Here is a 25,872-nt window from a genome sequence, read left to right on the forward strand (position 1 = left end):
CCTATTCATTGCGCTTCCAATGGTCGAAACGGGCTTCATCTACGTTATCGCTCTTTTTAACGCTGTTTTAACCAGCCAAAGGCGTATATGACACCAGGCAACCACGCTAACAACGTCAATAACAGGGAGACTATGATGCGCTTTGCACCTCCCCCGGTTAATCCAACCGCAAGAGGTGGCAGTAACACCGCCAGGGCACGATAGGCAAACTGCAATGACGCAGGCTCTGAGATAGGCTTGGGAGTCAGCGATGTGTCAGGTTTTACAGCTGCGCTTTGTTGGGCAGACGATGTGGCAGGCGGGGTAAAGTGCCCGACTGAGGACTGAGCTAGCGATGCTTGTGCTTTTTCATGGGCTAGCGCTTTGCGATGCGCTTCTTTATCAATTTTCTGCTCTAACGTTTCTGCACCTTCTGCCAAATCACCATGATGCTCTTCCCAGTCCTGCCAGTCGTGGGGAGTTCCTGACTTGGGCCGGTGGGAGCCGGCTCCACGTGCGCGCTCCCAGGCTTTCTCTTCCAGGGTATTCGGTCGCTCTTGGTCGCGATCAAGCCCAACACCTTGGCGGTTCAGATACTCACGTGCGTCCATTTAAGACTCCTACACCAAATAAAAAGAAGAAAAGCGTTGAAAGAACAAGCGTAACGGCTCAACGCAGACCTCGTTAAATCCCCTACAGTATGAAAAGCGTAGGCCCGTTTTGTTTCCTTACAGTGCTTAACACACTTAAACAAGCTGGCAGACGGTGCACTTTCCCTCATGGGTTGAAAAGCATGTTGCAAGGAGTGTCACCATGAATAAAAAGACCCCCGATACCGTGCGCGAAATTATGTCTCGTGACTGTTATCGTGTCTCGCCTGAGACGTCCATTACCACACTGGCGCAAGGATTAGCCCTCCACCGCTTGCCCGGCGCACCCGTTGTGGATGCTTCTGACCATTTAATTGGCTTTATCTCAGAGCAAGACGTGTTGGGACGCGTGCTAGACAGCATTTACCATGATGACGAAGCTCCTTTGGTTCGCGAATTAATGCGCCAAGAAGTGCTTACCACTACGCCTAACAAAAGTATCACTGATCTGGCCCAGGAGATGATGGGGCCCAAGCCAAAAATTTACCCGGTCGTGGAGCAGCAGCGCTTAGTAGGTATCGTTACCCGCCGGGATATTCTGATCGCACTGCTGACGATTAAACGCCATTAGGGTGACATTCGCCCTATCATGGCTGACTATTCGCTAGGCATGTTAGATGTTACCCCTCAAAAAAAACCGCTGCTTAATTTAATAAGCAGCGGAAGCAAGGGATCGAAAACAATAGCCAGAACAACACTATTAGCGACTGCTATCACTAGGTTGCCTGTACACTATCAGACACTCTGCTCAGAAAAAGTTCGCAAAACAGCAAAATTTTCGTCTTCTCAGGTGCGAGCGTATACTAGCGTTCACGGCCGCAGGAATGTAAAGGGAGCTAAATATGGCGCTTTATTTGCTGGTGTTAGGCGTCTGCTTGCTGGTGATAGGCTGCGTTTTTCTAGCGTTAATGTCCGTAGGCACACCTCGATACCGCACCGAAGCTAACGACTTGATAGCACTGTTCGACAAAGCGCTAGAGAGTCAAGTGAGTGAAACCGAGTGGAATACCATTATCGGCTACCCCATTAGGCACGATGAATATTTAGAAAATACCCGTCGTCGGGCCATGCATTTAATGGATACACATGGGCGGCGATGGCAACTCGCCCAGGGCAAATCGTTACTTAATCAAGAAGGCCATGCAGAGCTTACCGTGCTGCGTGACCACCTAGCAGCCCATACGGCACTCCGAGAGTCTCAGCAACGCTAGATGATTGCGCCATAGCCCGGAATATTCACGAGGAGATTATTATGCCTGGCAGCACTATTCGGCACATTCCGTTGGAAAGTGCCACCCAGCACCACTCCCATGATTTTCATCAAATCGTGATTACCCTGTGCGGCTCTTCCGAGTTTGAAATTGAGGGCTTAGGCGGACGCGTGAACGCTTTTTCAGGCTGTATCGTACCGGCGAATCATGAGCACTACTACTCAGGCCATGGCCATAACCGCCAGCTCATTCTCGACTTACCAGAAGATGCCCCCGCGCTAACCGGGGAGCACCGTGAGCTGGTCGCCCTATTCGATGCGCCGCGTTTTTTTGCGTTAGACAATCCGCTGCGCCACTATCTAGCGTTTGTTGAGAGCGAATTGACCCACGGATTTGACACGATAACCTCCTCTTTCCAACAAGACCGTCTTGCTGCCACGCTGTTAGGCTCCTTAAAAGCTCGCCTTGGCACAGCGCCAAGCGCGACGCAGCGCCGACTTGACCTGGACCTTATTGATCGTTTTATTCGCCAGCATCTGGCTGACGAGCTTCGAGTGGCTGATTTAGCCAAACTTGCTTATCTAAGCGAAGCGCATTTTTCAGAATGCTTTCGTGCCCAAACGGGCCTTTCACCCTGGCAGTATGTCAAAAGGCAGCGTTTGCATGCTGCCCGACAGCTTATTGTACAAAGCCGCCTGCCGCTTACCGACATTGCTATTCAAACCGGCTTTGCAAACCAAAGCGCACTTTCTCACGCATTTCGACGAAGTTACGGTCTTTCACCTCGTAAACTGCGCCAGGGCAACACGACATCAATTGTCACTCAGCCCTCTTCACCGCTCTCTACTAGCCTGCCTACCTCCTCATAATTCTCAACCAGGCCGTTGAAGGGCCGTTGGAAAGCTCAAAGAGACTAAACTAAAGTCTAAGCATCACCTATGTTGCCGTGAAATTGACACGTTTTGCCATGAAAACGACATACACCCAAGGACGGAGCGCTCTACATTCGAGCGTTAGCTTGGGCGACATGCCCTGCCATCTACTGATCTAGCTCAGACTCTCGGGGGCTTCAATGCTCAATGCAAAGAAAATGCGTGACCCTGCCATCTGGCAAACCGACCTTGATACGTTATTACAGCGTGTTAGCGACCACTACATCGTGGATGAAGACGCCTTTGTTAGCGAACTGATCAAGTTGTTGGATGCCAATCGCGAAGATTTTGCCCGCATTGAAGCCAATACCGCTGCGCTAGTTGAACATGTCCGCAAGATGGACACGGCTGTCGATACAATCGACGAGTTATTACAGCAGTACAGCCTGGATACTCACGAAGGGCTGATGTTGATGTGCCTGGCGGAAGCCATGCTGCGCATTCCGGATAAAGCCACTGCCGACGCGCTAATTGAGGACAAACTTGGCCCCGCTGACTGGCAATCACATGTTGGTAAAAGCGAATCGTGGATGGTCAACGCCTCGACGTGGGGCTTATTGATGACGGGTCGAGTGCTCAAGCTTGACCACCCCAAAGAGGGCCAGCCCGCCCACTTTATTAACCGCATGGTTAATCGCATGGGCGAGCCGGTGATTCGTCGCGCCATGTATGAAGCCATGAAAATCATGGGCAAGCAGTTTGTCTTAGGACGCGATATCAACGAGGCTCTGAAGCGCTCCAAGCCTCTGTTTAATAAAGGTTACACCTACTCCTACGATATGCTGGGTGAAGCGGCGCGTACCCGTGACGATGCCAAACGCTACTTTGATGACTACGCGCGCGCTATCGAACAAGTGGGCAAAACTTGTAAAACGCTCAGCGACAAAACACCGGCCCCTTCTGTTTCCATTAAGCTCTCTGCACTGCACCCTCGCTATGAGTTCGGCCGCCGCGAGCAGGTGCTGGTCGAGCTAGTCGATACGGTTATCAAGCTGGTCACTAAAGCACGCGAGCTGGATGTCGCCGTTACTATTGATGCCGAAGAAGTGGATCGCTTAGAGCTGTCCCTTGAGGTCTTTCGCGCGGTGTATTCCAGTAGCGCGGCAAAAGGTTGGGGGCACTTTGGCCTTGTTATTCAGGCGTACTCCAAGCGCGCCTTGCCTGTGCTTCACTACATTAATCGCCTAGCGGATGAGCAAGGTGACGAAATTCCGCTACGCTTAGTAAAAGGTGCTTACTGGGATAGCGAAATCAAAGAATCTCAACAACTTGGCATTGATGGTTATCCGGTATTTACGCGTAAGGCGTGTACTGACGTCGCGTATTTGGCGTGTGCTCAGTTCCTGCTTTCTGACGATACCCGCGGACGCATTTTCCCTCAGTTCGCCACCCACAATGCCCATACCGTTACTACCATTCTGGAGCTGGCGAACCAGGATAATCGCCCGTTCGAATTCCAGCGCCTGCACGGCATGGGCGAGGCTCTCTATGATGCTGCTCTGGAGCGTGCACCAAAAGGCACTTACTGCCGTATCTACGCGCCGGTAGGCGCCCACAAAGACCTGCTGCCCTATTTGGTACGGCGCTTGTTGGAAAACGGGGCCAACTCATCGTTTGTGCACCAGATTGTCGACCCAAATGTGCCGGTGGCATCGCTTTGCCAACATCCCATCGAGACGCTGCGCCAGCAAACAACCCTCTACAACAAGCGGATCCCGCTGCCCAAAGATATTTATGGCCCAAAGCGACGCAATTCACGCGGTGTAAACCTCAACATCCGCAGCCACTACTATCCATTAATGGAGAAAATGGCAGGGTTTATGGAGAAGCAGTATTCAGCCAAACCGCTGCTTGCCTTTGATGTTGCGGACGATGCTGCCAATACTCATAACGTAACGGTACCGTTTGACCGCCGCCAAACCGTGGGCAGCGTTCAGTGGACAAGCAAAGAGCAAGCCGCAAAAGCCCTGGATGCCGCCTGGCAGGCCTTCCCCCGCTGGGATGCGACCCCCGTTGCTGAGCGGGCAGCGATTCTGCGCCGTTTAGGTGACCTGATGGAAGAGCATATGGCCGAGCTGATGACGCTCTGCTCCCGCGAAGGCGGCAAGCTGCTCACCGACGGTGTCGATGAAATCAAGGAAGCGGTCGACTTCTGCCGCTACTACGCCATGCGTGCTGAAGAGTCGTTAGGCGAGCCCATTGAGCTACCCGGTCCCACGGGTGAGTCCAACCGTTTGATGATGGGTGGCAAAGGCGTGTTTGCCGCCATTAGCCCCTGGAATTTTCCGGTGGCGATTTTCTGCGGCCAAATCGTTGCCGCAGCGGTTGCTGGTAATACTGTTTTAGCAAAACCCGCTGAGCAGACTTCTATAGTAGCCCATCGCGTGATTGAACTGCTGTACGAAGCAGGCATGCCGCGTGATGTGGTGCAGCTACTGCCGGGCGATGGCCCTACTGTAGGCAGCGTACTGACCTCAGACCCACGTATCACGGGCGTGGTATTTACCGGTGGCACCGACACGGCGCAGATCATTAACCGTGCTCTCGCCGCCCGTGAAAACGCCCCCCTACCCACGCTGGTAGCCGAAACCGGCGGTATGAACGCGATGATTGTTGATTCCACCGCCCTACCCGAACAGGTGGTCGTCGATGTCATTCAATCCGCCTTCCAAAGCGCTGGCCAACGCTGCTCAGCACTGCGCGTGCTTTACTTGCAGGAAGATGTTGCCGATCGCGTGATCGAGATTCTTAAAGGCGCCATGAACGAGCTGCGCATTGGCGACCCTCGCGACCTAGGCACCGATGTCGGACCGGTGATTGATGAGGAAGCGCTCAAAGGATTGCAGGCCCACATCGAGAAACTTAAAGGCGAAAACCGCTTAGTGGCCGAAACCCCGATGGCAGCTGAACACACGCAGCACGGTACCTTCGTTGCCCCCGTTGCGTTCACGATTGACAGCATCAATGTCCTCACCCGTGAACAGTTCGGTCCAGTGCTCCACATTGTGCGCTACAAATCCAGTGAGCTTAACCGTGTCATTGACGATATCAATGGCCGGGGGTATGGCCTGACGTTTGGGGTACATAGCCGTAACGAATCCTTTGCCGCAGAAATAGCGCAGAAAATGCGGGTCGGAAATGTGTACATCAACCGTAATATCATCGGTGCCGTGGTTGGGGTTCAGCCGTTTGGTGGGCAAGGACTTTCTGGCACTGGGCCCAAAGCCGGAGGCCCCCACTATTTGCAGCGCTTTGTGACTGAAAAAACGATTACCAATAACACCGCTGCCTTAGGCGGAAACGCGTCGCTGCTGGCGCTAGGCGATGAGTAAACAGCTCATCAACGACAAACCAAACCTCCTGAACAGGGAACAACCTCATGGTCGAAAACAATAGTGTAAGTACTACTGATAAACGTGCCATCAACCTTTCAGACACTCTCTCTGGCGGGCGCTCGTTAGGCCTTGTAACGTAATAATAAACGGAGTCAAAAAAATAATGAGAGCCACTACCGGGTACAGCACGGTAACGGCGCTAACCGGTCGGAGCTAACTCCGTCCTGACGAACTGGAGAAACGATATGGCTATTGGTGTTTGGATCAGTCTTATTGCGTACTTTGCGCTTATGGTTGCCATCGGTATCTATGCGATGCGCAAATCCACCTCTTCATCCGAAGATTACATGCTGGGTGGCCGGACACTCAGCCCGAAAGTGGCAGCGCTTTCGGCGGGCGCTTCCGATATGAGCGGTTGGCTGCTACTGGGCCTGCCCGGTGCAATGTTCGTATCTGGCTTGGGCTCAGCGTGGATCGGCATAGGGTTGCTTGTGGGGGCGCTGTTCAACTGGATTCTGGTGGCGCCACGCCTGCGTGAACAGACCGTTCACTATGGCAATGCAATTACCATTCCGGCGTTCCTGGCAAACCGCTTCCCAACGCGGTCAATGTCGCTGCGAACCGTCTCCGCTATCGTTATCGTGATCTTTTTCGCGGTTTACACCGCATCCGGTCTAGTAGCCGGCGGCAAGTTGTTTGAAAGCGCATTTTCTGGCATTTACAACTTTGGCGATATGAGTAACTACGGCATGGGCGTTATGATCACCCTGGGCGTGGTGCTTATTTACACCGTTGTGGGCGGTTTCCTAGCCGTGAGCATGACCGACTTCGTGCAAGGCTGCATCATGATGCTAGCACTGGTGATCATGCCAGCGGTGGTGCTCTTTGGCGAAGGTGGTGGCGGCTTTTCTCAAGCCTCGCAGACGCTGAATGAAGTCGACCCCACCCTGCTATCCTGGACAGCGGGACTCACCTTCATTGGGTGGCTGTCTGCAGTTACCTGGGGCTTAGGCTATTTCGGACAACCGCACATTATCGTGCGCTTCATGGCGATTCGTACTTTGAAGGATGTCCCCATCGCCCGCAATATTGGCATGAGCTGGATGCTTATCTCCCTGATCGGTGCCGTGTCACTGGGTATCTTTGGCCGCGCCTATGCAATCCGCAACGGTCTTGATGTCCAAGACCCCGAAACGATCTTTATTATTCTGGCAAACCTGCTGTTCCACCCGCTGATTACCGGTTTCCTATACGCGGCGCTGCTGGCGGCGGTTATGAGTACCGTTTCCAGCCAGCTTCTAGTGGCATCCTCATCACTGACGGAAGACTTCTACCGCCTGTTCCTGCACAAGAATGCAACTGAGCAACAGTGTGTCGCCGTTGGCCGTGTTTGTGTCGTTCTGGTGGGTATTGTCGCGGCGATTATTGCCTCTGATGAAAACTCTCAGGTACTGGGGCTGGTCAGTAACGCATGGGCAGGCTTTGGTGCGGCGTTTGGCCCGCTGATTATTCTGTCATTAATGTGGCCGCGTACGAATGGCAATGGTGCCATCGCGGGCATGGTGGTCGGTGCGGCTACCGTCATGATCTGGATCTCGCTGGGTTGGAACGGTGAGTTCCTGGGTGGCCCTGGCGTATACGAAATTATTCCTGGCTTCATCGCTTCTTTCATTGCCATCTTGGTAGTGAGCAGCATGACTAATGACGCTGGTGAATATCAGCATATTGATCGCTAGTAACCCGTCTTGAGGCGCAGAGCGTAAAGCGCATTCAACGTATCGAGAGGGCTCCTGCGGGAGCCCTCTCGTGTAGCAAGGAGAGACCCCGTATGAACGAATCCAATCATCATCTGCATAGCGACGTGAGCGATCTACGCTCACGCATTCGCCGTAATTACGACGCCAATGAGGCAGATGTGCTGCACGGGCTTATCGAGCAGATCAAGCTATCGGAGGATGACCGCAAAAAAGTCGCCGCCGTTGGTGCCAACTACGTGGAGCGTGTGCGTAAAGAAAGATCGCCCTCGATGATGGAGGCGTTTCTAGCAGAATACGGACTCTCAACCACCGAAGGCGTTGGCTTAATGTGTTTGGCAGAAGCGCTGCTGCGCGTGCCTGATGCAGAAACGATCGATGACCTGATTCATGACAAGATAGAGCCTTCCGACTGGGGCGCACACCTTGGCAAGTCATCTTCATCAATGGTGAACGCTTCAACCTGGGCACTACTGCTGACCGGCAAGGTGCTGGACGACGATCCCAAAGGACCGACAAGGGCTCTGCGCAGCTTGGTACGCCGTATGGGCGAACCCGTCGTACGCAAGGCAGTTGGCCAGTCGATGAAGATTCTTGGTCGCCAGTTCGTGCTTGGCCAAACCATCGAAGAAGGCATGAAGAATGCCCGTGAACTCGAGAAACAGGGCTACACCTACTCCTACGATATGCTGGGTGAAGCAGCGCGCACCGATGAAGACGCGGTTCGCTATCATCAGGCATATGCCGAAGCGATCAGCGCGATCGCCGAGCAAGCCAAGGGCGACGTACGCGGCAGCCCCGGCATTTCGGTGAAGCTCTCGGCGCTTCACCCGCGCTATGAATACACCCACCGCGAAACGGTAATGGCGGAGCTTTTGCCGCGCGCTAAAGAGCTAGTGCAACAGGCAGCCAAGGCCAATATCGGTTTCAATATAGATGCCGAAGAGCAGGACCGGCTGGATCTGTCCCTCGACGTAATTGAGGCTTTGATGGCTGACCCCAGCCTAGACGGCTGGGATGGCTTCGGCGTCGTGGTACAGGCCTACGGGCGCCGCGCCGCGCCAGTGATTGAGGCGCTCTATGAAATGGCCGAGCGATTCGATCGCAAGATCATGATCCGGCTGGTTAAAGGCGCTTACTGGGATACCGAGATCAAACTCTCCCAGGAAATGGGGGTCAAGACCTTCCCGGTTTTCACTCGCAAGGTAAACACTGACGTCAGCTACATGGCCTGCGCGCAAATGCTGCTTGATCGGCGCGACCGCATCTACCCACAGTTTGCGACCCACAACGCCCATACCTGTGCTGCGGTTGTGGAAATGGCGGGTGACGACAAGGAAAGCTATGAGTTCCAGCGCCTGCACGGCATGGGCGAGTCGCTGCATCACATCGTTAAAGAGACAGAGGGCACCCACTGTCGTATTTACGCACCTGTCGGCGCGCACCGCGACTTGCTGGCCTACTTGGTGCGCCGCTTGCTGGAGAACGGCGCGAACTCCTCGTTCGTCAACCAGGTGGTGGATAGCTCGATTCCACCGAGCGACGTCTCCAAAGATCCCATCGAAGGCTTTAAGCAGCTTGGCAACGATGTTTCAAGCCCAATGATCCGGCAGCCGGGCGAGCTGTTTGAGCCTGACCGCAAGAACTCCAAGGGTTACCGAATCAACGAACCGGCCTCGATTCTGCCGCTACTCAACGCTCGCGAAGCGTTTGCCGACGCTACCTGGACGGCTGGCCCAATGCTGGTAGGCAATCCAGCACCTCAAGGCCAAGCTCGCGACGTTGCCTCTCCCGCCGATGGTTCCCGAGCCATTGGCAAGGTATATGAGGCAACACCAGAAGAAGTAGCAACCGCCCTGGATGCCGCAGAAGAGGGCTTCCGCGAGTGGTCAGCGTGCCCTGTGGCTGAGCGCGCTGCAATTCTGCGCCGCACCGCCGATCTCTACGAGGAGCACATCGCTGAACTGACCGTGATCACTACCCGCGAAGCGGGCAAAATGATGTTCGACGGTATCGCTGAAGTCCGTGAGGCGGTTGATTTTCTGCGTTACTACGCCAACGAAGGCGAGCGCCTGGAAGCAGAAGAGCCCGGTAGTGCCCGCGGTATTTTCGTTTGTATCAGCCCGTGGAATTTTCCACTGGCGATCACCACAGGACAGATTGCAGCGGCTTTAGTAGCTGGTAACGCAGTACTTGCCAAGCCTGCTGAGCAGACACCGCTGATCGCCGCTCGTGCGGTGGAACTCATGCGTGAAGCGGGCCTACCGGAAGCAGCACTGCAATTGCTGCCTGGGGATGGCCCGACAGTCGGTGGCCCGCTAACGAGCGACCCGCGTATCGCTGGCGTCTGCTTCACCGGTTCTACCCCGGTCGCGCAGATCATCCACAAAGCCCTGGCGGAAAACGCAGGACCCGACGCGATACTCATCGCCGAGACCGGTGGCCTGAATTCCATGATCGTGGACTCCACAGCGCTGACCGAGCAGGCAGTCCGCGATATCCTGATTTCCTCCTTCCAGTCGGCTGGTCAGCGCTGCTCGGCGCTGCGCATGCTGTATGTGCAGGAAGAGGCGCGCGACCGGTTGCTCAATATGCTTTATGGCGCCATGGAAGCGCTTACGATTGGTGACCCCTGGAACACCGATACCGATGTATCACCAGTGATCGACGCCGACGCCCAGGCCGAAATTAGCGACTACGTAGCCGCCCACGAGAAAGCGGGCAAGGTGCTGAAGAAGCTCTCCGCGCCAACCACCGGCACCTTCGTTACCCCCGCGGTAATCGAAGTTGGGGGCATCGAAGATCTCGAACGTGAAATCTTCGGCCCGGTGCTGCACGTAGCCACCTTCAAGGCACGGGATATCGACAACGTCGTCGACGATATCAATGGCAAGGGTTACGGACTCACTTTTGGCCTGCATACCCGCATTGACGACCGCGTACAGCAGATTGTCGAGCGTATTCATGTCGGCAACGTCTACGTCAACCGCAACCAGATCGGTGCCATTGTCGGCTCCCAGCCGTTCGGCGGCGAGGGTCTCTCCGGCACCGGCCCTAAGGCTGGCGGCCCGCTTTATGTCGCACGTTTCCGCCGCACTGCCGACACCGAGCGGGTTGAAGCGCCAGCAGGAGACGCTGTATCACTGGGCGAGCTACAGTCGGCGTTTGATGGGCTAGATGCACGTAACTGGGCAGCACGTACCAACCGAGTTGAGGTGCTGCGTAGGGCGCTTTCCGGCAAACGCGGCGTAGTTCGCAAAGCGCTTGCCGAAACAGCCGCGTTAGACATGACACCGCAAACGCTTCCGGGACCGACGGGAGAAAGCAATCGTCTATCGATGTATCCAAAAGGAACGGTGCTTTGCCTTGGGCCAACGCTGGATATCGCCATTGCTCAAGCGGTTCAAGCACTTGGCGCAGGCTGTCCGGCCGTTATGGTAGCGCCAGGCGCCAAACAGGCTGTGAAGCCATTAACCGATGCCGGAGCGCCAATAGCCGGCCTAGAGGGAAGCGTTTCCGCCAAGACACTAAGTGAGATCAAAGGTATTGCAGCCGTCGCTGCGGCGGGTGACAGCCAATGGACCCGTGAGCTGCGCATCGGGCTTGCTGAGCGCGACGGTGCTATCGTGGCGCTTGAAACTAAGACCATCTCGCCAGATCGCTATGTGGTGGAGCGCCATCTGTGCATCGATACGACCGCAGCGGGCGGCAACGCCAGCTTGCTGGCAACGGCTGAATAGGCTAGCCAGCTCATCAATCATCCATCCACCGACTGACAATCGATGGCAATGGCGTTATGTCGCCAGGAGACGGTCAACGCTACCGTCTCCTGAGCCTTTCTAACGAGAGACCTTCCCTATGCCGGGGAAGGTCTCATTTTTTGATATTTCTTTCCCCCTGCACTCCCCCAGCCTTTCCGCCACTCACTGCATCCAACCTTGCGCACGCTGCCATAGAAGGCTGCCTAACGGCTATTAAAGCCCGCTTAGGAAAAATTTAGATAAATTTTATAATACTTGTTCGCGCTCTTTGCCCTAGGTCAATAACAGCGCGGCTACGAATCGATAAACTTTTCACCATGATTTGACCCGTTACTTGATTGACTTGATCGCTAGGAGCAATGACATGCGCCATCGTACCGTACCTACCCTCATCGCCGCCGGTCTCGCGGCTGCAACACTGGCTGCCAGCAGCCAAGCCTTCGCCTATGGCGCGGGAGACTTTTTTACCCGCGTGGGTGTGGCGCAGGTAAGTCCTAAGAGTGATAATGGTTCACTGGCTGATGGCGCCTTCTCAGTCGACGTTCAAGACAAAACTGACTTTGCTTTTACGCTAGGCTACCGGTTTCACGACAAAATTGGCGTCGAGCTTCTTGCTGCCCTACCGTTTAAGCACGACATTGAGCTGAATGGCGATAACCTAGCCTCAACCAAACACTTACCGCCTACTTTAACAGTGCAGTACTACCCATTAGGTGGTACCGACTCACGTGTCCAGCCTTATGCAGGTGTAGGTGTTAACTACACGCACTTTTCTGACGAGAGTCTTGCCATTGGTAACCTGGATTTAGATGATTCCTGGGGTGTAGCAGGCCAGCTTGGTATCGACTTACTTATCGACGACAACTGGGCACTCAACGCAGCCGCCTGGTACATCGATATTGATACGGATGCAAAAATCAATGGTCAGGCCGCAGGCACTGTCGAAATTGACCCGGTCGTGGTGATGGCAGGTATTAGCTATCGTTTTTAAATGAGCATCTACCGCTAGTGCTTTGTACGCTAGCGGTAACTTCATTGACATCTAATCAGTGTCACAATGCCCAGCTCTCGCTAATGCGAACTGGGCATTTTGCATTGCGTTCAAAAAACGAGCAGAGCGTTAATTTTCGGTGACTAGACGATCAACCTTCTCAACCGCCTGCACGACCAGTATCTGATCGCTGGCGCGCACCTTTTCTTGGATTAAATACGCAGCCATCGCAGGGGCTATCTCGCATTTAGCTGGCATGGTGGCTTTAGCTTCAATTAATGCGTTTAGCCGGGCAATAAATACAAAACGAATCCATTGAGGAAGCGACATCGTATCGATACAAAACGGCTCCTGACTCGCAAACGCATCTGCTGTCGGGGTAGGCATACGCCATAAGTTAGCGGCCTTCATGGCGGCTTCAAGCTCCAGAAGCGCAGTTTGCAGCTGTTGATGAACGCTCATAAATACCTTAGCAATCATTGGGAATATGGAACACTGTGACGATTATTATCCCAACTCTGTGGGTAACTTGCCACTCGATGAGCGGCAAAAAGCGCTTATTCACAGATTCACAGAAAACCTGCAAGAGGCTGTGGATAAACTATGGAAAGGTGTCGCAGCCGCTACTCTCATGGGGCTTGCGCAAAGTTGCTCAAACTTTAACCAATTAATGGAAATTACAGTGATTTATCAGCTCTGATGGCTGACAGTGCCAGAACAGCAAGGTAGAGTGCAGGCTTGAAACGCGGAAGGATGTTATGCAACCAATTCAGACCCTTGATGATTTCTTTACCCGTAGCGGCGCCGACATTTCGCTATTCCACATGGGGCGGCGTGTCACCGCCTGCTCTCGAGAGACACTCCGTGCTTTTGAAGGCAGTGAGCAGGCTTGGCCAGAGCCCTGGAAGCATCAAGCGCGTCTAGGTATTGTATTTCGCCTGGGCGATATGCCAGAACCTGCCATTTGGTTTTTAGCGCTACCAATAGACGAGCAAGGCATGCTTTCGCCAGCGCAGCGAGACGCTTTCATAAACCGCTTGCTGGAAACGCTAGGCCGCAACGTAGCTAATGTAGGCTCTGGGGCACTTGAGCAAAAACAAACGGCAGACGTGGATCATTTAATGAAGGATAATCCCCTCGCCTTCACGCCCGAGATAACGTTTCAGGCGATGCTACATGCTCAGGCAACACTCACATTAGAGGCACCTGCTAGCCAACATCTAGAGCCTGTTGAAGCCTACTTGAGCGGACAGCAAAATATTGATTGGCAGGCACTCGGCTTACAAGGCTTTGCGGATTATACCGCGCGCCTTGATAACGACACGGCCAACACGCTGGCACAGCGTATCTCTCACTTTCCCGTCAGCGTCCTCCAAACGCTATGCCACTGCCTAGAGCATCGGCCACTGAGCGAATCGCTGGTCAATGCGTTGTGTGAGCGCGGAGAGCAGGCAGCAAGCGAGGGTGATTTAGAAACGTTGTGCGCTTGTGTCCGCGCCATAGGCAGCACTGCCAGTATAAGCGCCGGCGCTTGGTACACCAGCCTGCTGAATGACCGTGCAGCTTGTGGGCCTGATTTATTCGCCGCGATAGCAGGACGTGGCTGGCTATTACTGGAAGATGCTGAGCGACTGCCGCTTTTTTTACAACGCCTTGCAGAAGATAGTCGTGCTAATTTTTCTGCCGTCGTAAAAGACATCGCTTTAATACCCCGTCTACGCTTACCCGTCATGATGGCACTACGTGACGCATCAACGGGATCAGCCGTTCAACAGCGTTTAAATGCCATGCTGCCCCGCACGTGACGATGGGGAGCGTTTTGATGGATTCCCATGCAAGGAGTGAGCTGTGAAGGAATTACCCTATCAGGCCAAAGCAGTCATCGGCCGTCGTGAGATGGTGACATTACCTGAACTAGGACTTCACCTCTGCTGTAAGGCAGACACCGGCGCACGCACATCTGCGCTGCATGCCGAAGAGATTGAAACGGATGAGGATGCCGAAGGTCAGCTATGGGTCAGCTTTATTACCCACAGCGGAGGTCCGGAAACACCCGCTCACCGTTACCGCCTGCACCTGCATGACCGGCGCCGGGTAACCAGCTCGAATGGTCACAGCGAGTGGCGCTACGTCATACGCACCCCTATGCAGCTGGGAAAACTAACTTTTCCAGTTGAACTTACCCTGACTGACCGTAGCAATATGCGTCACGCCATGCTGTTAGGTAGGCGCGCGATGCGTCGCCTATTAGTGGCACCCGGCGCTGCATTTTTGCACGGTGAACCCTAATTTAATGATTAAACGCCTATTCTTTTCGCCCGGAGCCCTGCATGCATATTGCCCTGCTTTCACGTAACCGCAACTTATACTCTACTCGTCGGTTAGTTGAAGCCGCCGAGCAGCGGGGTCACACCGCACGCGTTGTTGATACGCTGCGTTGTTATATGAGCATTGCCTCGCACCACCCCTCTATCCACTATAAAGGTGCAGAGATAGAGCCATTTGATGCGGTGATTCCCCGTATCGGCGCATCCGTCACGTTTTATGGCTGTGCGGTACTACGTCAGTTTGAAATGATGGGTACTTACGTTATTAATGATTCGGTCGCTATTACCCGCTCACGGGATAAGTTGCGCTCGCTTCAACTGCTGTCTCGTAAAGGTCTGGGTTTACCGATTACTGGTTTTGCGCACTCGCCGGACGACATTCCCGATCTCATCACCATGGTGAAAGGCGCACCGCTTGTCATCAAACTCCTCGAAGGTACGCAAGGGATTGGTGTGGTCTTGGCTGAAACGAACCAAGCTGCTGAATCGGTCGTTCAAGCCTTTATGGGCATGAAAGCCAACATCATGGTTCAGGAATATATCAAGGAAGCGCGCGGCGCCGATATCCGTTGCTTTGTGATTGGCGATAAGGTGGTGGCTTCCATGAAGCGCCAGGCGGCTGACGGCGAGTTCCGCTCTAACCTGCACCGTGGCGGCACTGCGAGTGTGATTCGTATTACGCCTGAAGAGCGCTCAACCGCTATTCGTGCGGCTAAAGCAATGGGATTACGTGTCGCAGGGGTTGATCTATTGCGCTCTAATCACGGACCAGTAATTATGGAGGTCAACTCATCGCCCGGTTTACAGGGTATTGAGAGCGCTACCGGCAAAGATATTGCGGGCATGATCATCGAGCATATTGAAAAAAACGCTACGCCCGTGCGTAAAGCACCGCCCAAGCCTAAAGGCTAAGGGGAAAAAGCAAAAATAATCGTCTTTGGGGGTGGCAAATCAGACCGCCCACCCCCACAATCTGCGTCACCGAAGGAGGTAGACGCTCATGTTTCTCGACAATCGCCAAGTGGCGATGGACAGCGTGCTGGAAGCGCTGGCCGATAGTATTGATTATTTCCAGGATAATATCGAACGCCTGCGCCCGTCGCTACGTGATGCACTCAAACCGCACTATACCGAGCGGTTAGCGCAGATGCGTAAGCTTCAGGAGCTTGCCCGAGCGCATTTAAAAATGCTGCCAAGGGATGCCGATGTGGAGAGAGATGACTTTTTGTGGCTCTGGAGTCGTTTAAAAAGCTTCGTCGGTAACGATAGCCAAGTATTGATCAATGAGCTGCTGGAACAAGAGCGTGTTCTGATGCAAGCCCTCTCAACGCTATTTACCCATCCACTGCCCGATCCCATCGAGCCCATTGTGGAAGAGTGCATGCAGGGTTGCCGGAAACTGATACGTGAGCTTTATAGCCTACAAAAACGTAAGGCGCATCGCTGATGACTAACGCCCTCCAATGACAGGCGGATAGTAACGTCGCACAAGCTCTGTAAGGGTGTCAGCACGCTGCCGGTTCTGTTCTGACTCGCTATGCTCGGTATAGTCGCCTTCCGATTGGCGAACACTGTCATTGCGGAGCGTTTCTTGCAAACGGGCATCAGGCTGATGTAGCTCGATAGGTTCTGGCGGGCCAAGAAAATAAGGCTCTCTACCCCATATATAAAGATCCCCAAGGGTGGCTACTCTCGCCACCCACTCGCGGGCGATTAATCGCCACTCCCCTGCCACACGCTCCTCTTCAGCTACGCAACCTATTACCTTTATACCTAGCGCACGGGCAATAAAGATTGCTCGCGGCAAGTGCCAGCTTTGGGTAACCAACAGTGCTTCGTTAAGTTGGAACACATCCCGCGAACGCGCTAACGTGTCGTAAGTGCTAAAACCAGCAAAATCCATTGTCATCTGTGCTGCAGGAACGCCGCGACGATAGAGTTCACGCCACATCGCCCGCGGCTCATTATAGGCTTGAGTGCGGTTATCCCCCGAAAGCAGCAGATGGTTTACGCGCTGCTCTTCAATCAAACGGGCAGAGGTTCGCATACGCGCGTGAAAATGAGGGTTTCTTACACCACTGCGCGTCCAGTGAGAGGTGCCAAACACGATGGCGACGTTATGAGGTCGACACTCCTGCAAATGGCTATCAATATAACGGGCGGTGCTCGCAACGACCCAAAGATTGCCAGCAATAAATAATAATGTCGCCAACAGCAAAAAAGCAGCTAGCGACATTATCAAACGCTTAAAAAATACGATTATAGTGCTGTGCATCCCTTTCCCCAGCCGGGGTTAGAACATTCCGAGCTCAAGCTTAGCCTCGTCGCTCATCATGTCACGGCTCCAGGGAGGGCTAAAGACAATTTCGGTATGCACCTTATTAATTTGCGGTGCGCCCAAAATTTTATTACGTGCATCGGCAGCAATGACGTCTCCCATTCCGCACCCTGGGGCAGTCAGCGTCATGCGGATGGTGACCATGCGTTCACCGCTGATTAATCGCTCAAGGCGGCAACCATACACCAGCCCAAGATCCACGATATTTACCGGTATTTCAGGGTCGAAACAGGTGCGAAGCTGCTCCCATACAAAGGCTTCGATTTCTTCGTCGCTGGCACTTTCTGGCAGGGTAGGCTGCGGCAACGGCTCCAGCCCTAACGCATCTAAATTGCGCCCTTCAATCAGGTAGAGGCGCCCCTCAAAACCAACGCTCACCGTACTGCCTTTGGCTTGCATAACGCTAACGATACTGTCTTCAGCCAAGGTTTCCGTTTTACCAAACGGAATAGCAATGGCCTCTACATCACGTTGGAGCGGCAGCTTCTGACCGCGTTCGAGGCTGGCAACTTGCTCGATATCCATAACTATCCTTTAGTGACCGCCCTTAACGCACCATACCAATAACACGATTTAGCGCTGCGACAAATCTATCTACCTCATCAAGGGTATTATACGCGGCAAATGACGCGCGGCATGTGGCATCCACACCAAAATGATGCAAAAGCGGCTGGGCACAGTGGTGTCCGGTGCGAATTGCCACACCCAACTGATCAATGAGTAGACCAATATCTTGGGAGTGAGCACCCTCAACCACAAAGGAAAGCACTCCTGCTTTATGAGGTGATGTACCCAGTATCCGCAGGCCCTCGATGTTACTCACCGCCTGAGTCGCATGGTTTAGCAGCACCGCTTCCCAGGCACTAATGGCTTCAACGCCTACGCTCTCCATCCACTCAAGTGCCCTGCCTAAAGCGATCACTTCGGCAATAGCGGGCGTGCCAGCTTCAAACTTATGTGGCGTCTCAGCAAAGGTAGTCCCTGCATCAAAGGAGACGGTTTTAATCATCTCTCCGCCGCCCTGCCAAGGGGGCATTGCGTCGAGTAGCGCTTTTTTCCCATAAAGCACGCCAACACCCGTTGGCCCATACACCTTGTGGCCAGAAAACGCATAGAAGTCAGCATCAATGTCCTGCACGTCTACTTTCTGGTGAGGTGTTGCCTGGGCGCCATCAACTAAGATTAGCGCACCGTGCTGATGAGCGAGCGTTGCCATTTCCTTCACTGGATTAATAGTGCCCAATGCATTGGAAACGTGGTTCACGGCCACTAGCTTAGTGCGTTCACTGAGTAGCTCACGATAAGCGGGCATATCCAGTGCGCCGCGCTCGTCAACCGGGATGACTTTCATCGTAAAGCCGCGCTCAGCCGCCAGCAGCTGCCAAGGCACAATGTTGGAGTGGTGCTCCAACATAGAAATCAGCACCTCATCTCCCGGGCCGAGATTTGCCCGGCCCCAGCTTTGCGCCACTAAGTTGATCGCCTCGGTGGTACCACGCGTAAAGATAATTTGACGCGCGTCTTCCGCATTGAGAAACGCTTTAACCCGGTGACGCGTGCCTTCAAACGCTGCTGTGGCTTCGTCTGACAGGGTATGCAAGCCACGGTGGATATTGGCGTTATAGCGCGAATAGTAGTCGCTGATGACCTCAATAACTTGGCGAGGCGTTTGACTCGTCGCCGCGTTATCGAAATAAATCAGCGGCTTGCCATGCACTTCCCGGTGCAATATCGGGAAGTCTTCGCGCAGCGCAGCGACATCAAAGGGTTCATGGGTATGCGCTTGCGGCTTCTCAATCACGGAATGGGGCATCGATAGCTCCTTGGTTAATCGTTGAGCGAAACAGCCGCTTCCACTAAGCCTGCTAAGTTGAAGCGCTCAGGCAGCTTGCCTGCTACCGCCAGCTCAACCCGCTCGGCAATTACGTCAAGTGCCACTTGTTCAAGCACTTCACCTGCGAATGCCAAGGTCAACAGGCCCCGTGCCGTTGCTTCATCAATACCACGGGTACGCAGCGCGTAAATCGCGTCTTCGTCCAACTGTCCGGTCGTTGTGCCGTGGGAGCACTTCACGTCGTCCGCGTAGATTTCAAGCTCAGGCTTGGCATCAATCTGCGCACGATCTGACAGCAGCAGGTTCTGATTGCTCTGGAAGCCTTCAATCTTCTGGCTGTCACGCTTCACGTACACTTTGCCATTAAAGACACCGTGGGCGCGGTCATCCAGAATGCCTTTGTAGTTCTCGTTCGAGAACGTCAGCGGCGCGTTGTGGTTTACCTTGGTGTGGTTATCCACGTGCTGGCGACCCTGACCAAAGAACAAACCATAGAAGTTCGTTTCAGCGCCCTGGCCATTTAAATCACTAATCAGGTCGTTGCGCACCAGCGCCCCGCCCAGATTCAGGTTGTAGGAGGTGTAACGGCTGTCGCGGTTCTGCTCGACGTGAATGCTCGCCACATGCATATCACCCAGCGGTGCTTCCTGGAGCTTATAGTGATTCAGGATCGCTCCACGATCCAGCATCAGCTCGGCCACCACATTGGTGAAATTGGCGGCATCCGCCTCGCCGGCATAATGCTCAATCAGGATAGCTTCACTACGTCCGGCCGCTTCCACCAAAATGCGCGGATGGCTCATCACCGGCGTGCCTGCACGGGAAAGAAACTGCAGCAAAATGGGCTTTTCGACCACCGTGCCCGGCGCGATGCGTACTACCGCACCCTCTTCCATAAATGCCGTATTCAATGCTGCAAAGGGTGAGAAGTCCACACCGGTTAAGCGTCCTAAAGGGCCACCAACCGCTTCGTGATTCTCCGTGAGCGCTTTGGAAAGCGGCATGACCTGTACGCTGCTCGGCAGTGCCTCTAAATCAGACAGCGCGGCAGAAAAGACACCATCCACAAACGTTAGCCGGTAGGCATCCAGCGGCAGCGTGATGGCAGCCGCTTGCGCCTGGGAGAACTCCGCGTTATCGGCCAGGGCAAAATTGCCCTTGGCGATGGCGCGCACGTCGGTGTACTTCCACTCTTCGTCGCGGCGAGTCGGGAACCCCATCGCATCAAAACGAGCAGCCCCCGCCTGGCGGCGGGCAGCAATCCAGGTGGGCTCGCCAACGCGCTGCTGGCTACGCGTGGCTAGCGTGTCCAAAAACGTTTGCGTATCGCTCATGCTACGGACTCCTCAATGCCTTCGTAACCATTGGCCTCAAGCTCTTTGGCAAGCTCAGCATCGCCGGTTTTGACGATACGGCCGTCCACCAGGACATGGACCTTGTCCGGTACGATGTAGTCCAGCAGGCGCTGGTAGTGAGTGACCAACAGAATGGCGCGCTCTTCGGCACGCAGACTGTTCACGCCATCGGCAACGACTTTCATCGCGTCGATATCGAGGCCTGAGTCGATTTCATCGAGCATGGCAAGCTTCGGCTGAAGTACCAACATCTGCAGAATTTCGTTACGCTTTTTCTCACCGCCAGAAAAACCTTCGTTCACCGCGCGCTGCAGGAAGCTGGCGTCCATTTTCATAAAGCCGAGCTTCTCTTTTACAAGCTTCATGAATTCTGGAGCGGGCATTTCGCCTTCGCCACGGGCAACACGCTGGGCGTTAAGCGCAGACTTCAGCAGGTAGATGTTTTTGACACCCGGGATTTCCACCGGATACTGGAAACCCAGCAGCAGGCCCGCTTGGGCGCGCTCTTCAATTTCCATTTCCAGCACGTCTTGACCTTCAAACGTGATGCTGCCTTGAGTCACTTCGTAGCCATCTTTACCAGCGATAACCGCTGACAAAGTGGATTTACCCGCGCCGTTGGGGCCCATGATGGCGTGCACTTCACCGGCATTGATGGTGAGCGTCAGGCCTTTCAGAATCTCTTTACCTTCGACGGTGACGTGTAAATCGTTAACTTGCAACATAATAATCGCCTTATTAATGCTTTCGGGTCGCAGTCGCGACGCGCTTAAATAATTAGCAAGAAACCGGAGTTCTTTTAACCCACGGCGCCTTCTAGCGTTACGTTGAGCAGCGCTTCCGCTTCAACTGCAAACTCCATCGGCAGCTCTTGGAAAACATCTTTACAGAAGCCGTTCACAATCATGCTGACCGCATCTTCTTCTGAGATACCGCGGCTCTGGCAGTAGAAGAGCTGGTCTTCACCGATTTTTGAGGTGGTGGCTTCGTGCTCGATGGTCGCCGTGCTGTTACCAATTTCCTGATAAGGGAACGTGTGGGCACCACACTTGTCGCCAATCAGCAGCGAATCACACTGGGTAAAGTTACGCGCGCCCTTGGCACGCGGCCCGATTTTAACAAGACCACGGTAGGACTGGTCGCTCTTACCCGCCGAGATGCCTTTAGCCACGATATAGGAGCGCGTGCCTTCACCGATGTGAATCATCTTGGTGCCGGTGTCAGCCTGTTGACGGCCATTGGTGACGGCAACGGAGTAGAACTCACCGATGCTGTCTTTACCGCGCAGCACGCATGAGGGGTATTTCCAAGTGATCGCCGAGCCGGTTTCTACCTGTGTCCAGCTAATGCGCGAACGCTCGCCACGGCAGTCGCCACGCTTGGTCACGAAGTTGTAGATACCGCCTTTACCCTCTTCGTCACCGGGGTACCAGTTCTGAACGGTCGAGTATTTGATATAGGCATCGTCCAGCGCTACCAGCTCTACGACCGCTGCGTGCAGCTGGTTCTCATCGCGCATAGGCGCGGTGCAGCCTTCCAGGTAAGAGACCTGGGCACGGTCTTCACAGATAATCAGCGTGCGCTCAAATTGGCCGGTATTAGCAGCGTTAATGCGGAAATACGTGGAGAGTTCCATCGGACACTTCACACCTTCCGGTACGAAGACGAACGAACCATCCGTGAATACGGCGGAGTTCAACGCAGCAAAGTAGTTATCCGCTACCGGAACAACCGTACCCAGGTACTGCTTAATCAGTTCAGGATAATCACGGATCGCTTCGGAAATAGAGCAGAAGATAACGCCAGCTTCTGCTAACTCTTTTTTGAACGTCGTTGTCACAGACACTGAGTCAAATACGGCATCTACCGCAACGCCTGCCAAGGCCGCCCGCTCATGCAGCGGAATACCCAGCTTCTCATAAGTTTCCAGCAGTTTAGGATCAACTTCATCCAAGCTTTGGGGGCGGTCTTCAGGGCGCTTGGGCGCACTAAAATAGGAAATTGACTGGTAGTCGATGGGCGGATAATCCAGGTGAGCCCATGAGGGCGACTCCATCTTTAACCACTGGCGATACGCATCTAAGCGCCACTCCAGCATCCACTCCGGCTCGCCCTTCTTTTTAGAAATAAAGGCAATGGTGTTTTCATCCAGGCCAGGTGGCAGGGTGTCGCTCTCAATATCTGTTACAAAGCCTTCTTTGTAATCGCGACGAACCAACTGTTCCATTTCTTCGCTTGCCATGGTGATACCCTCCGGGGCAGTTGGATGGCGAGAGGTGCTCGCCGTCAATTAGTCAATACAGCCTGTCTGCTGGGCTTGTTTAAGCCGAGGCAGCGGACAGGCTGATCGTTTGAATTGGTAGCTGAACAGGCAGCTTGATCGGCGTGGTATCCGCCAAGTGCGCGAGCGTTACGCTTTCTAAAAGCGTTCGAATGGCGAGCGAGACGCGCTGCCAGTTATCTGACACTCCGCAAGTGGCCGCAAGCTCGCACTCACCTTCCGCTTGGCTGCACTCGGTCATCGCCACCGGCCCTTCAATAGCTGAAATAATTTCTGCTGTCGTAATATGCGAGGCGGGCCGTGCGAGGCGATAGCCCCCCTGCGCACCGCGCTGAGAGTCCAGTAAGCCTGCTTTCACCAGCATCTTCAGCGTTTTACTGACTGTTGGATGGGGCAGTTGAACTGCCTCCGCTAAATCAGCCGCCGTATGCGACGCCTGGGGATAGCGGGCAATTTGTGCCATTACCACCGCTGCATAGTCTGTCAGCCGAGAAAGCTTAAGCATGTGAACTCCCGTTCGCCGTTGCAATTGGCCTAGCTGTTAATTGGGTACCATTTTAGTCCTGTATAAATTTGATGTGAAGCCCTTGAGCAAAATCGTTAGCAATATGGGCAAAATAACAGCACGTTCGGCTCTAATCGCATCAAAAACAACAATCATTATCATTTAAAAAACTATTATTGATGCTCGCCTTTTCGCCCATGGTTTACATCAATACTCAACCTCTGATAGCTTCAAAGATTATTAGATGCCAATAATGTAAAAGGCATTGGGATCGCACAGGAGGCTTTATGGATTCAGTAGTTAACAACATGGTAGGCGCGTCAATGGCGTTGCAGCAGGCGCAAGTCGCTCAACAAGCACAACTCAGCGTTTTTAAAGATGCGTTAGATGGGCAAGCGGCACATATCTCCGCATTAATGGACACGATTTCCATGGAGCCACAGCTAGCAACAAGCGGCAGCGTAGGCACATTGATTAACACAACGGCTTGAGCACGCTGTCTAGCCATTTGATGCGTAGGTAAATAAAAATAGCCCCTTAATTTAAAGGGGCTATTTTTATTTCGACGTTAGATACTGGTGGCATCCGTTCGTTACGCTTTCTTAACAAACTCAGACTTCAGTTTCATCGGGCCGATACCGTCAATTTTACAGTCAATATCATGATCACCCTCGACGAGTCGGATACTCTTCACCTTGGTACCCACTTTAACTACTAGCGAACTGCCTTTTACCTTTAAATCTTTAATTACCGTCACGCTGTCACCATCAGCAAGCACGTTACCATTGGCGTCTCTAACACTCTTTAACGTCTCTTCTGAGCTCTCTTCCGACACTTTCGACCACTCATTGCCACACTCTGGGCAGACGTACTGCAAACCATCATCGTAGGTAAATTCTGAGGCACAGGCAGGACAGTTGGGTAAACGACTCATGTAAAGCTCCAGCGCTAATAAAGCGAAGGAGCCTACACGGCTTTAATAAAATGTCCAGCCGATACCTGTCATCAATCCCGCTGAAAAGTACCCACTAACCGATTCATGCCTAATAGATTTGGCTCCACTTCTTTAAGCAGCTCAGCAAGTGTTAACCCTTCAGGTAGGTTAGTTTGATGATCTAATGCCAGGACCCAAAAATAATAGAGGTGCGGGCCATGACCTTCGGGAGGCATTGGGCCTCCATAGCCCTGATTGCCAAAATCGTTGGTACCTGCAGTACCCAAGGCCGTTTTTTCAGTGAGCTGAACAACATCACTTGGCAAGTTATAAAGTACCCAGTGAACAAACCCATAGCTGCCCTCTTTAACGAGCGGAGCATCGGGGTCATGGCAAATCACAGCAAAGCCTTTTGTGCCTTCTGGTGCGCCCTGCCATGCCAAGGCTGGCGATATATCATCGCCAACCCCGGTATATTGAGCGGGAATAGGTTGGTGATTCCCAAACGTACTACTTGTAACCTGCATTGAGGATAAGGCAAAACCCATGCTGCTCTCCTTGGTACCGGTGACTTGTGCGTTGTGTGCTATTGAATGTAGCTAAGTAATGAATGTAGCTAAGGTATTAGGGCGAATCCAGTAGAGCGCTATGCCGCTGCCACCACTGCCGAGCAATACGGGTGTTTTCAGCATTCCCTGCTGGATCAAGGACCGTTTCCAACTGAATATAATCACCTCGGGTTCTGGCCATTAATAGCGGGTCTTGGGTGGCGAGCTGCAGCGCGTAAAGCACCAGCATCCGCTCGTATGCATTTTGGGTATCAAGCTGTGCAAACAGCAGTGGCACCGCTGGCAACCCAATTTCTCCTAACCGTTCAGCGGCGATATACCACGTTTTAGGATTATCACCGTCTCCATAACTGGACACAAAACGCCTGTCAGCAAGACGGCTGACATAGTACGCCGCCTCTTCTTCAGGACTGATGAATAACGGCGGCACCCAATCGGTGGCAGTCGCTGATATACGCTGAGAGGGCTCCTGCGATGCAGGCGGTGCTTCTAGCGGCGCGGATGTTTTAGCCGGGTCAGAAAGCGGCAATCCTGTTGACGTTGGCTGTCCTGCACAGCCTACTAGCCCGCTCACCAAGATACATCCCCCCGCTAGACCTACCCATTTAGCCTGTCGCTTCATCATTTAATTCCCTATGAACGGTTCACAAATATTTAAACACTCCATTTGCGACAACTTACCCGCGCCCTTCACGTTTCAAACGCCGCTGCACCCAGCCATCGTAGTACCAGCGCAGAACCGCTTTAATACCCGGCAAACCGATAATCCAGCCAACGGGTCGTAACATGGGGATGCGCGCCATCAGCAGCTGATAGGCCTCTATTCCTTCGATGATACAGCCATCGGCTTTTTCAACATGCAATGAGCGCAGCGCCGCCTCTGGCGCTATCCCCTTTTCACGTAACGCCTGCTGATGCTCAGTCACATCGCACCACCGTATATCGCTTGCACGCTTACCAGCCCAGCGCTCAAATCGAGCACGATCCTTGCGGCAGCCGGGGCAAATACCATCGTAGTAGACGTTGATAACCGCGTGATTAGTCATATAGGCTCTCACTAAAGCTGTACTTCATAGTGTGCCACTTCCGCCATACGACGCAACTCAGCAGGCTTTC

25 protein-coding genes are annotated in these 25,872 nt (G+C 53.6%); 12 read left to right on the forward strand and 13 right to left on the reverse strand.

Annotated elements, in window-relative coordinates:
- Positions 1-56 precede the first annotated feature (56 nt).
- A complete protein-coding gene (locus tag LOS15_RS08330; RefSeq protein WP_263069533.1) occupies positions 57-590 on the reverse strand; it encodes a YqaE/Pmp3 family membrane protein in 534 nt (177 codons plus the stop codon).
- Positions 591-792: 202 nt separating this feature from the next.
- Here LOS15_RS08330 and LOS15_RS08335 point away from each other — a divergent pair, with 202 nt between their 5' ends.
- The 7 genes from LOS15_RS08335 to LOS15_RS08365 all read left to right on the forward strand — a co-directional run bounded on the left by LOS15_RS08335 (position 793) and on the right by LOS15_RS08365 (position 12,613).
- Positions 793-1,200: a CBS domain-containing protein gene (locus LOS15_RS08335; protein WP_263069534.1), complete on the forward strand. Its 408-nt coding sequence runs from the start codon at positions 793-795 to the stop codon at positions 1,198-1,200.
- 271 nt (positions 1,201-1,471) lie between these two features.
- Positions 1,472-1,840, forward strand: coding sequence for a hypothetical protein (locus LOS15_RS08340; protein ID WP_263069536.1), 369 nt, complete (start codon positions 1,472-1,474; stop codon positions 1,838-1,840).
- Between the two features lie 41 nt (positions 1,841-1,881).
- Positions 1,882-2,709 carry an AraC family transcriptional regulator gene (locus tag LOS15_RS08345; RefSeq protein ID WP_263069537.1) on the forward strand — a complete coding sequence of 276 codons (828 nt, stop codon included), beginning with the start codon at positions 1,882-1,884 and terminating at the stop codon, positions 2,707-2,709.
- A 203-nt stretch (positions 2,710-2,912) separates the two neighbouring features.
- Positions 2,913-6,104 carry a bifunctional proline dehydrogenase/L-glutamate gamma-semialdehyde dehydrogenase PutA gene (gene putA / locus LOS15_RS08350; protein ID WP_263069538.1) on the forward strand — a complete coding sequence of 1,064 codons (3,192 nt, stop codon included), beginning with the start codon at positions 2,913-2,915 and terminating at the stop codon, positions 6,102-6,104.
- A 248-nt stretch (positions 6,105-6,352) separates the two neighbouring features.
- Complete coding sequence (gene putP, locus LOS15_RS08355) at positions 6,353-7,843, forward strand: sodium/proline symporter PutP (protein ID WP_263069539.1); 1,491 nt, start codon at positions 6,353-6,355, stop codon at positions 7,841-7,843.
- Positions 7,844-7,935: 92 nt separating this feature from the next.
- Complete coding sequence (putA, locus tag LOS15_RS08360; protein ID WP_263069540.1) at positions 7,936-11,601, forward strand: bifunctional proline dehydrogenase/L-glutamate gamma-semialdehyde dehydrogenase PutA; 3,666 nt, start codon at positions 7,936-7,938, stop codon at positions 11,599-11,601.
- Between the two features lie 385 nt (positions 11,602-11,986).
- A complete protein-coding gene (locus LOS15_RS08365) occupies positions 11,987-12,613 on the forward strand; it encodes an OmpW/AlkL family protein (RefSeq protein ID WP_263069541.1) in 627 nt (208 codons plus the stop codon).
- A 129-nt stretch (positions 12,614-12,742) separates the two neighbouring features.
- On the opposite strand, the gene LOS15_RS08370 is transcribed toward LOS15_RS08365, so the two are convergent.
- A complete protein-coding gene (locus LOS15_RS08370; protein WP_263069542.1) occupies positions 12,743-13,075 on the reverse strand; it encodes a YqcC family protein in 333 nt (110 codons plus the stop codon).
- Between the two features lie 296 nt (positions 13,076-13,371).
- Between LOS15_RS08370 and LOS15_RS08375 the strand changes: the two genes are divergently transcribed.
- The 4 genes from LOS15_RS08375 (at position 13,372) to LOS15_RS08390 (ending at position 16,387) form a co-directional block, all read left to right on the forward strand.
- Entirely contained in the window at positions 13,372-14,418 is a 1,047-nt protein-coding gene (locus tag LOS15_RS08375; RefSeq protein ID WP_263069543.1) for a DUF3549 family protein, read from the forward strand.
- 43 nt (positions 14,419-14,461) lie between these two features.
- Complete coding sequence (locus LOS15_RS08380; RefSeq protein ID WP_263069544.1) at positions 14,462-14,902, forward strand: ATP-dependent zinc protease; 441 nt, start codon at positions 14,462-14,464, stop codon at positions 14,900-14,902.
- A gap of 41 nt (positions 14,903-14,943) precedes the next feature.
- Positions 14,944-15,852 carry a 30S ribosomal protein S6--L-glutamate ligase gene (gene rimK / locus LOS15_RS08385; protein ID WP_263069545.1) on the forward strand — a complete coding sequence of 303 codons (909 nt, stop codon included), beginning with the start codon at positions 14,944-14,946 and terminating at the stop codon, positions 15,850-15,852.
- A gap of 88 nt (positions 15,853-15,940) precedes the next feature.
- On the forward strand, positions 15,941-16,387 hold the full coding sequence (locus LOS15_RS08390; protein WP_263069546.1) for a hypothetical protein: 447 nt from the start codon (positions 15,941-15,943) through the stop codon (positions 16,385-16,387).
- Positions 16,388-16,390: 3 nt separating this feature from the next.
- Here the strand turns inward: LOS15_RS08390 and LOS15_RS08395 are convergent, their stop codons facing one another.
- The 7 genes from LOS15_RS08395 to LOS15_RS08425 form a co-directional block, all read right to left on the reverse strand.
- Complete coding sequence (locus LOS15_RS08395; protein WP_411537718.1) at positions 16,391-17,176, reverse strand: vancomycin high temperature exclusion protein; 786 nt, start codon at positions 17,174-17,176, stop codon at positions 16,391-16,393.
- 57 nt (positions 17,177-17,233) lie between these two features.
- The gene (sufT, locus tag LOS15_RS08400) at positions 17,234-17,803 is read right to left on the reverse strand and encodes a putative Fe-S cluster assembly protein SufT (RefSeq protein WP_263069549.1); all 570 of its coding nucleotides are present in this window, start codon (positions 17,801-17,803) and stop codon (positions 17,234-17,236) included.
- A gap of 22 nt (positions 17,804-17,825) precedes the next feature.
- The gene (locus LOS15_RS08405; RefSeq protein WP_263069551.1) at positions 17,826-19,091 is read right to left on the reverse strand and encodes a cysteine desulfurase; all 1,266 of its coding nucleotides are present in this window, start codon (positions 19,089-19,091) and stop codon (positions 17,826-17,828) included.
- Between the two features lie 14 nt (positions 19,092-19,105).
- Complete coding sequence (gene sufD / locus LOS15_RS08410) at positions 19,106-20,446, reverse strand: Fe-S cluster assembly protein SufD (RefSeq protein WP_263069553.1); 1,341 nt, start codon at positions 20,444-20,446, stop codon at positions 19,106-19,108.
- Positions 20,443-21,192, reverse strand: a complete 750-nt coding sequence (gene sufC, locus LOS15_RS08415; RefSeq protein ID WP_188640460.1) for a Fe-S cluster assembly ATPase SufC — start codon at positions 21,190-21,192, stop codon at positions 20,443-20,445. The genes sufD and sufC overlap by 4 nt, the downstream gene beginning before the upstream one ends.
- Positions 21,193-21,266: 74 nt before the next feature.
- Positions 21,267-22,709: a Fe-S cluster assembly protein SufB gene (gene sufB / locus LOS15_RS08420; RefSeq protein ID WP_263069555.1), complete on the reverse strand. Its 1,443-nt coding sequence runs from the start codon at positions 22,707-22,709 to the stop codon at positions 21,267-21,269.
- 79 nt (positions 22,710-22,788) lie between these two features.
- Positions 22,789-23,253 (reverse strand): SUF system Fe-S cluster assembly regulator, encoded by a 465-nt coding sequence (locus tag LOS15_RS08425; RefSeq protein ID WP_263069557.1) that lies wholly within the window; start codon positions 23,251-23,253, stop codon positions 22,789-22,791.
- Between the two features lie 287 nt (positions 23,254-23,540).
- Between LOS15_RS08425 and LOS15_RS08430 the strand changes: the two genes are divergently transcribed.
- Positions 23,541-23,744: a putative motility protein gene (locus tag LOS15_RS08430; protein ID WP_263069559.1), complete on the forward strand. Its 204-nt coding sequence runs from the start codon at positions 23,541-23,543 to the stop codon at positions 23,742-23,744.
- A gap of 101 nt (positions 23,745-23,845) precedes the next feature.
- Here the strand turns inward: LOS15_RS08430 and LOS15_RS08435 are convergent, their stop codons facing one another.
- From LOS15_RS08435 to LOS15_RS08450, 4 genes are all read right to left on the reverse strand, one after another.
- Positions 23,846-24,187, reverse strand: a complete 342-nt coding sequence (locus tag LOS15_RS08435; RefSeq protein WP_263069561.1) for a zinc ribbon domain-containing protein YjdM — start codon at positions 24,185-24,187, stop codon at positions 23,846-23,848.
- A 71-nt stretch (positions 24,188-24,258) separates the two neighbouring features.
- Positions 24,259-24,735, reverse strand: a complete 477-nt coding sequence (locus LOS15_RS08440; protein WP_263069562.1) for a YbhB/YbcL family Raf kinase inhibitor-like protein — start codon at positions 24,733-24,735, stop codon at positions 24,259-24,261.
- Positions 24,736-24,811: 76 nt separating this feature from the next.
- Positions 24,812-25,381, reverse strand: a complete 570-nt coding sequence (locus LOS15_RS08445; protein ID WP_317629641.1) for a hypothetical protein — start codon at positions 25,379-25,381, stop codon at positions 24,812-24,814.
- Positions 25,382-25,433: 52 nt separating this feature from the next.
- A complete protein-coding gene (locus LOS15_RS08450; RefSeq protein ID WP_263069564.1) occupies positions 25,434-25,802 on the reverse strand; it encodes a thiol-disulfide oxidoreductase DCC family protein in 369 nt (122 codons plus the stop codon).
- Between the last annotated feature and the right edge of the window lie 70 nt (positions 25,803-25,872).

It is taken from the genome of Halomonas sp. 7T, from assembly GCF_025643255.1.
Taxonomy (GTDB): Bacteria; Pseudomonadota; Gammaproteobacteria; order Pseudomonadales; family Halomonadaceae; genus Vreelandella.

What these genes read in the sequence shown, in the direction of transcription:
- LOS15_RS08330 (WP_263069533.1), bottom strand. Translation starts at nt 590, where the DNA reads ATGGACGCACGTGAGTATCTGAACCGCCAAGGTGTTGGGCTTGATCGC.
- LOS15_RS08335 (WP_263069534.1), top strand. Translation starts at nt 793, where the DNA reads ATGAATAAAAAGACCCCCGATACCGTGCGCGAAATTATGTCTCGTGAC.
- LOS15_RS08340 (WP_263069536.1), top strand. Translation starts at nt 1,472, where the DNA reads ATGGCGCTTTATTTGCTGGTGTTAGGCGTCTGCTTGCTGGTGATAGGC.
- LOS15_RS08345 (WP_263069537.1), top strand. Translation starts at nt 1,882, where the DNA reads ATGCCTGGCAGCACTATTCGGCACATTCCGTTGGAAAGTGCCACCCAG.
- putA (WP_263069538.1), top strand. Translation starts at nt 2,913, where the DNA reads ATGCTCAATGCAAAGAAAATGCGTGACCCTGCCATCTGGCAAACCGAC.
- putP (WP_263069539.1), top strand. Translation starts at nt 6,353, where the DNA reads ATGGCTATTGGTGTTTGGATCAGTCTTATTGCGTACTTTGCGCTTATG.
- putA (WP_263069540.1), top strand. Translation starts at nt 7,936, where the DNA reads ATGAACGAATCCAATCATCATCTGCATAGCGACGTGAGCGATCTACGC.
- LOS15_RS08365 (WP_263069541.1), top strand. Translation starts at nt 11,987, where the DNA reads ATGCGCCATCGTACCGTACCTACCCTCATCGCCGCCGGTCTCGCGGCT.
- LOS15_RS08370 (WP_263069542.1), bottom strand. Translation starts at nt 13,075, where the DNA reads ATGAGCGTTCATCAACAGCTGCAAACTGCGCTTCTGGAGCTTGAAGCC.
- LOS15_RS08375 (WP_263069543.1), top strand. Translation starts at nt 13,372, where the DNA reads ATGCAACCAATTCAGACCCTTGATGATTTCTTTACCCGTAGCGGCGCC.
- rimK (WP_263069545.1), top strand. Translation starts at nt 14,944, where the DNA reads ATGCATATTGCCCTGCTTTCACGTAACCGCAACTTATACTCTACTCGT.
- LOS15_RS08390 (WP_263069546.1), top strand. Translation starts at nt 15,941, where the DNA reads ATGTTTCTCGACAATCGCCAAGTGGCGATGGACAGCGTGCTGGAAGCG.
- LOS15_RS08395 (WP_411537718.1), bottom strand. Translation starts at nt 17,176, where the DNA reads ATGTCGCTAGCTGCTTTTTTGCTGTTGGCGACATTATTATTTATTGCT.
- sufT (WP_263069549.1), bottom strand. Translation starts at nt 17,803, where the DNA reads ATGGATATCGAGCAAGTTGCCAGCCTCGAACGCGGTCAGAAGCTGCCG.
- LOS15_RS08405 (WP_263069551.1), bottom strand. Translation starts at nt 19,091, where the DNA reads ATGCCCCATTCCGTGATTGAGAAGCCGCAAGCGCATACCCATGAACCC.
- sufD (WP_263069553.1), bottom strand. Translation starts at nt 20,446, where the DNA reads ATGAGCGATACGCAAACGTTTTTGGACACGCTAGCCACGCGTAGCCAG.
- sufC (WP_188640460.1), bottom strand. Translation starts at nt 21,192, where the DNA reads ATGTTGCAAGTTAACGATTTACACGTCACCGTCGAAGGTAAAGAGATT.
- sufB (WP_263069555.1), bottom strand. Translation starts at nt 22,709, where the DNA reads ATGGCAAGCGAAGAAATGGAACAGTTGGTTCGTCGCGATTACAAAGAA.
- LOS15_RS08425 (WP_263069557.1), bottom strand. Translation starts at nt 23,253, where the DNA reads ATGCTTAAGCTTTCTCGGCTGACAGACTATGCAGCGGTGGTAATGGCA.
- LOS15_RS08430 (WP_263069559.1), top strand. Translation starts at nt 23,541, where the DNA reads ATGGATTCAGTAGTTAACAACATGGTAGGCGCGTCAATGGCGTTGCAG.
- LOS15_RS08435 (WP_263069561.1), bottom strand. Translation starts at nt 24,187, where the DNA reads ATGAGTCGTTTACCCAACTGTCCTGCCTGTGCCTCAGAATTTACCTAC.
- LOS15_RS08440 (WP_263069562.1), bottom strand. Translation starts at nt 24,735, where the DNA reads ATGGGTTTTGCCTTATCCTCAATGCAGGTTACAAGTAGTACGTTTGGG.
- LOS15_RS08445 (WP_317629641.1), bottom strand. Translation starts at nt 25,381, where the DNA reads ATGATGAAGCGACAGGCTAAATGGGTAGGTCTAGCGGGGGGATGTATC.
- LOS15_RS08450 (WP_263069564.1), bottom strand. Translation starts at nt 25,802, where the DNA reads ATGACTAATCACGCGGTTATCAACGTCTACTACGATGGTATTTGCCCC.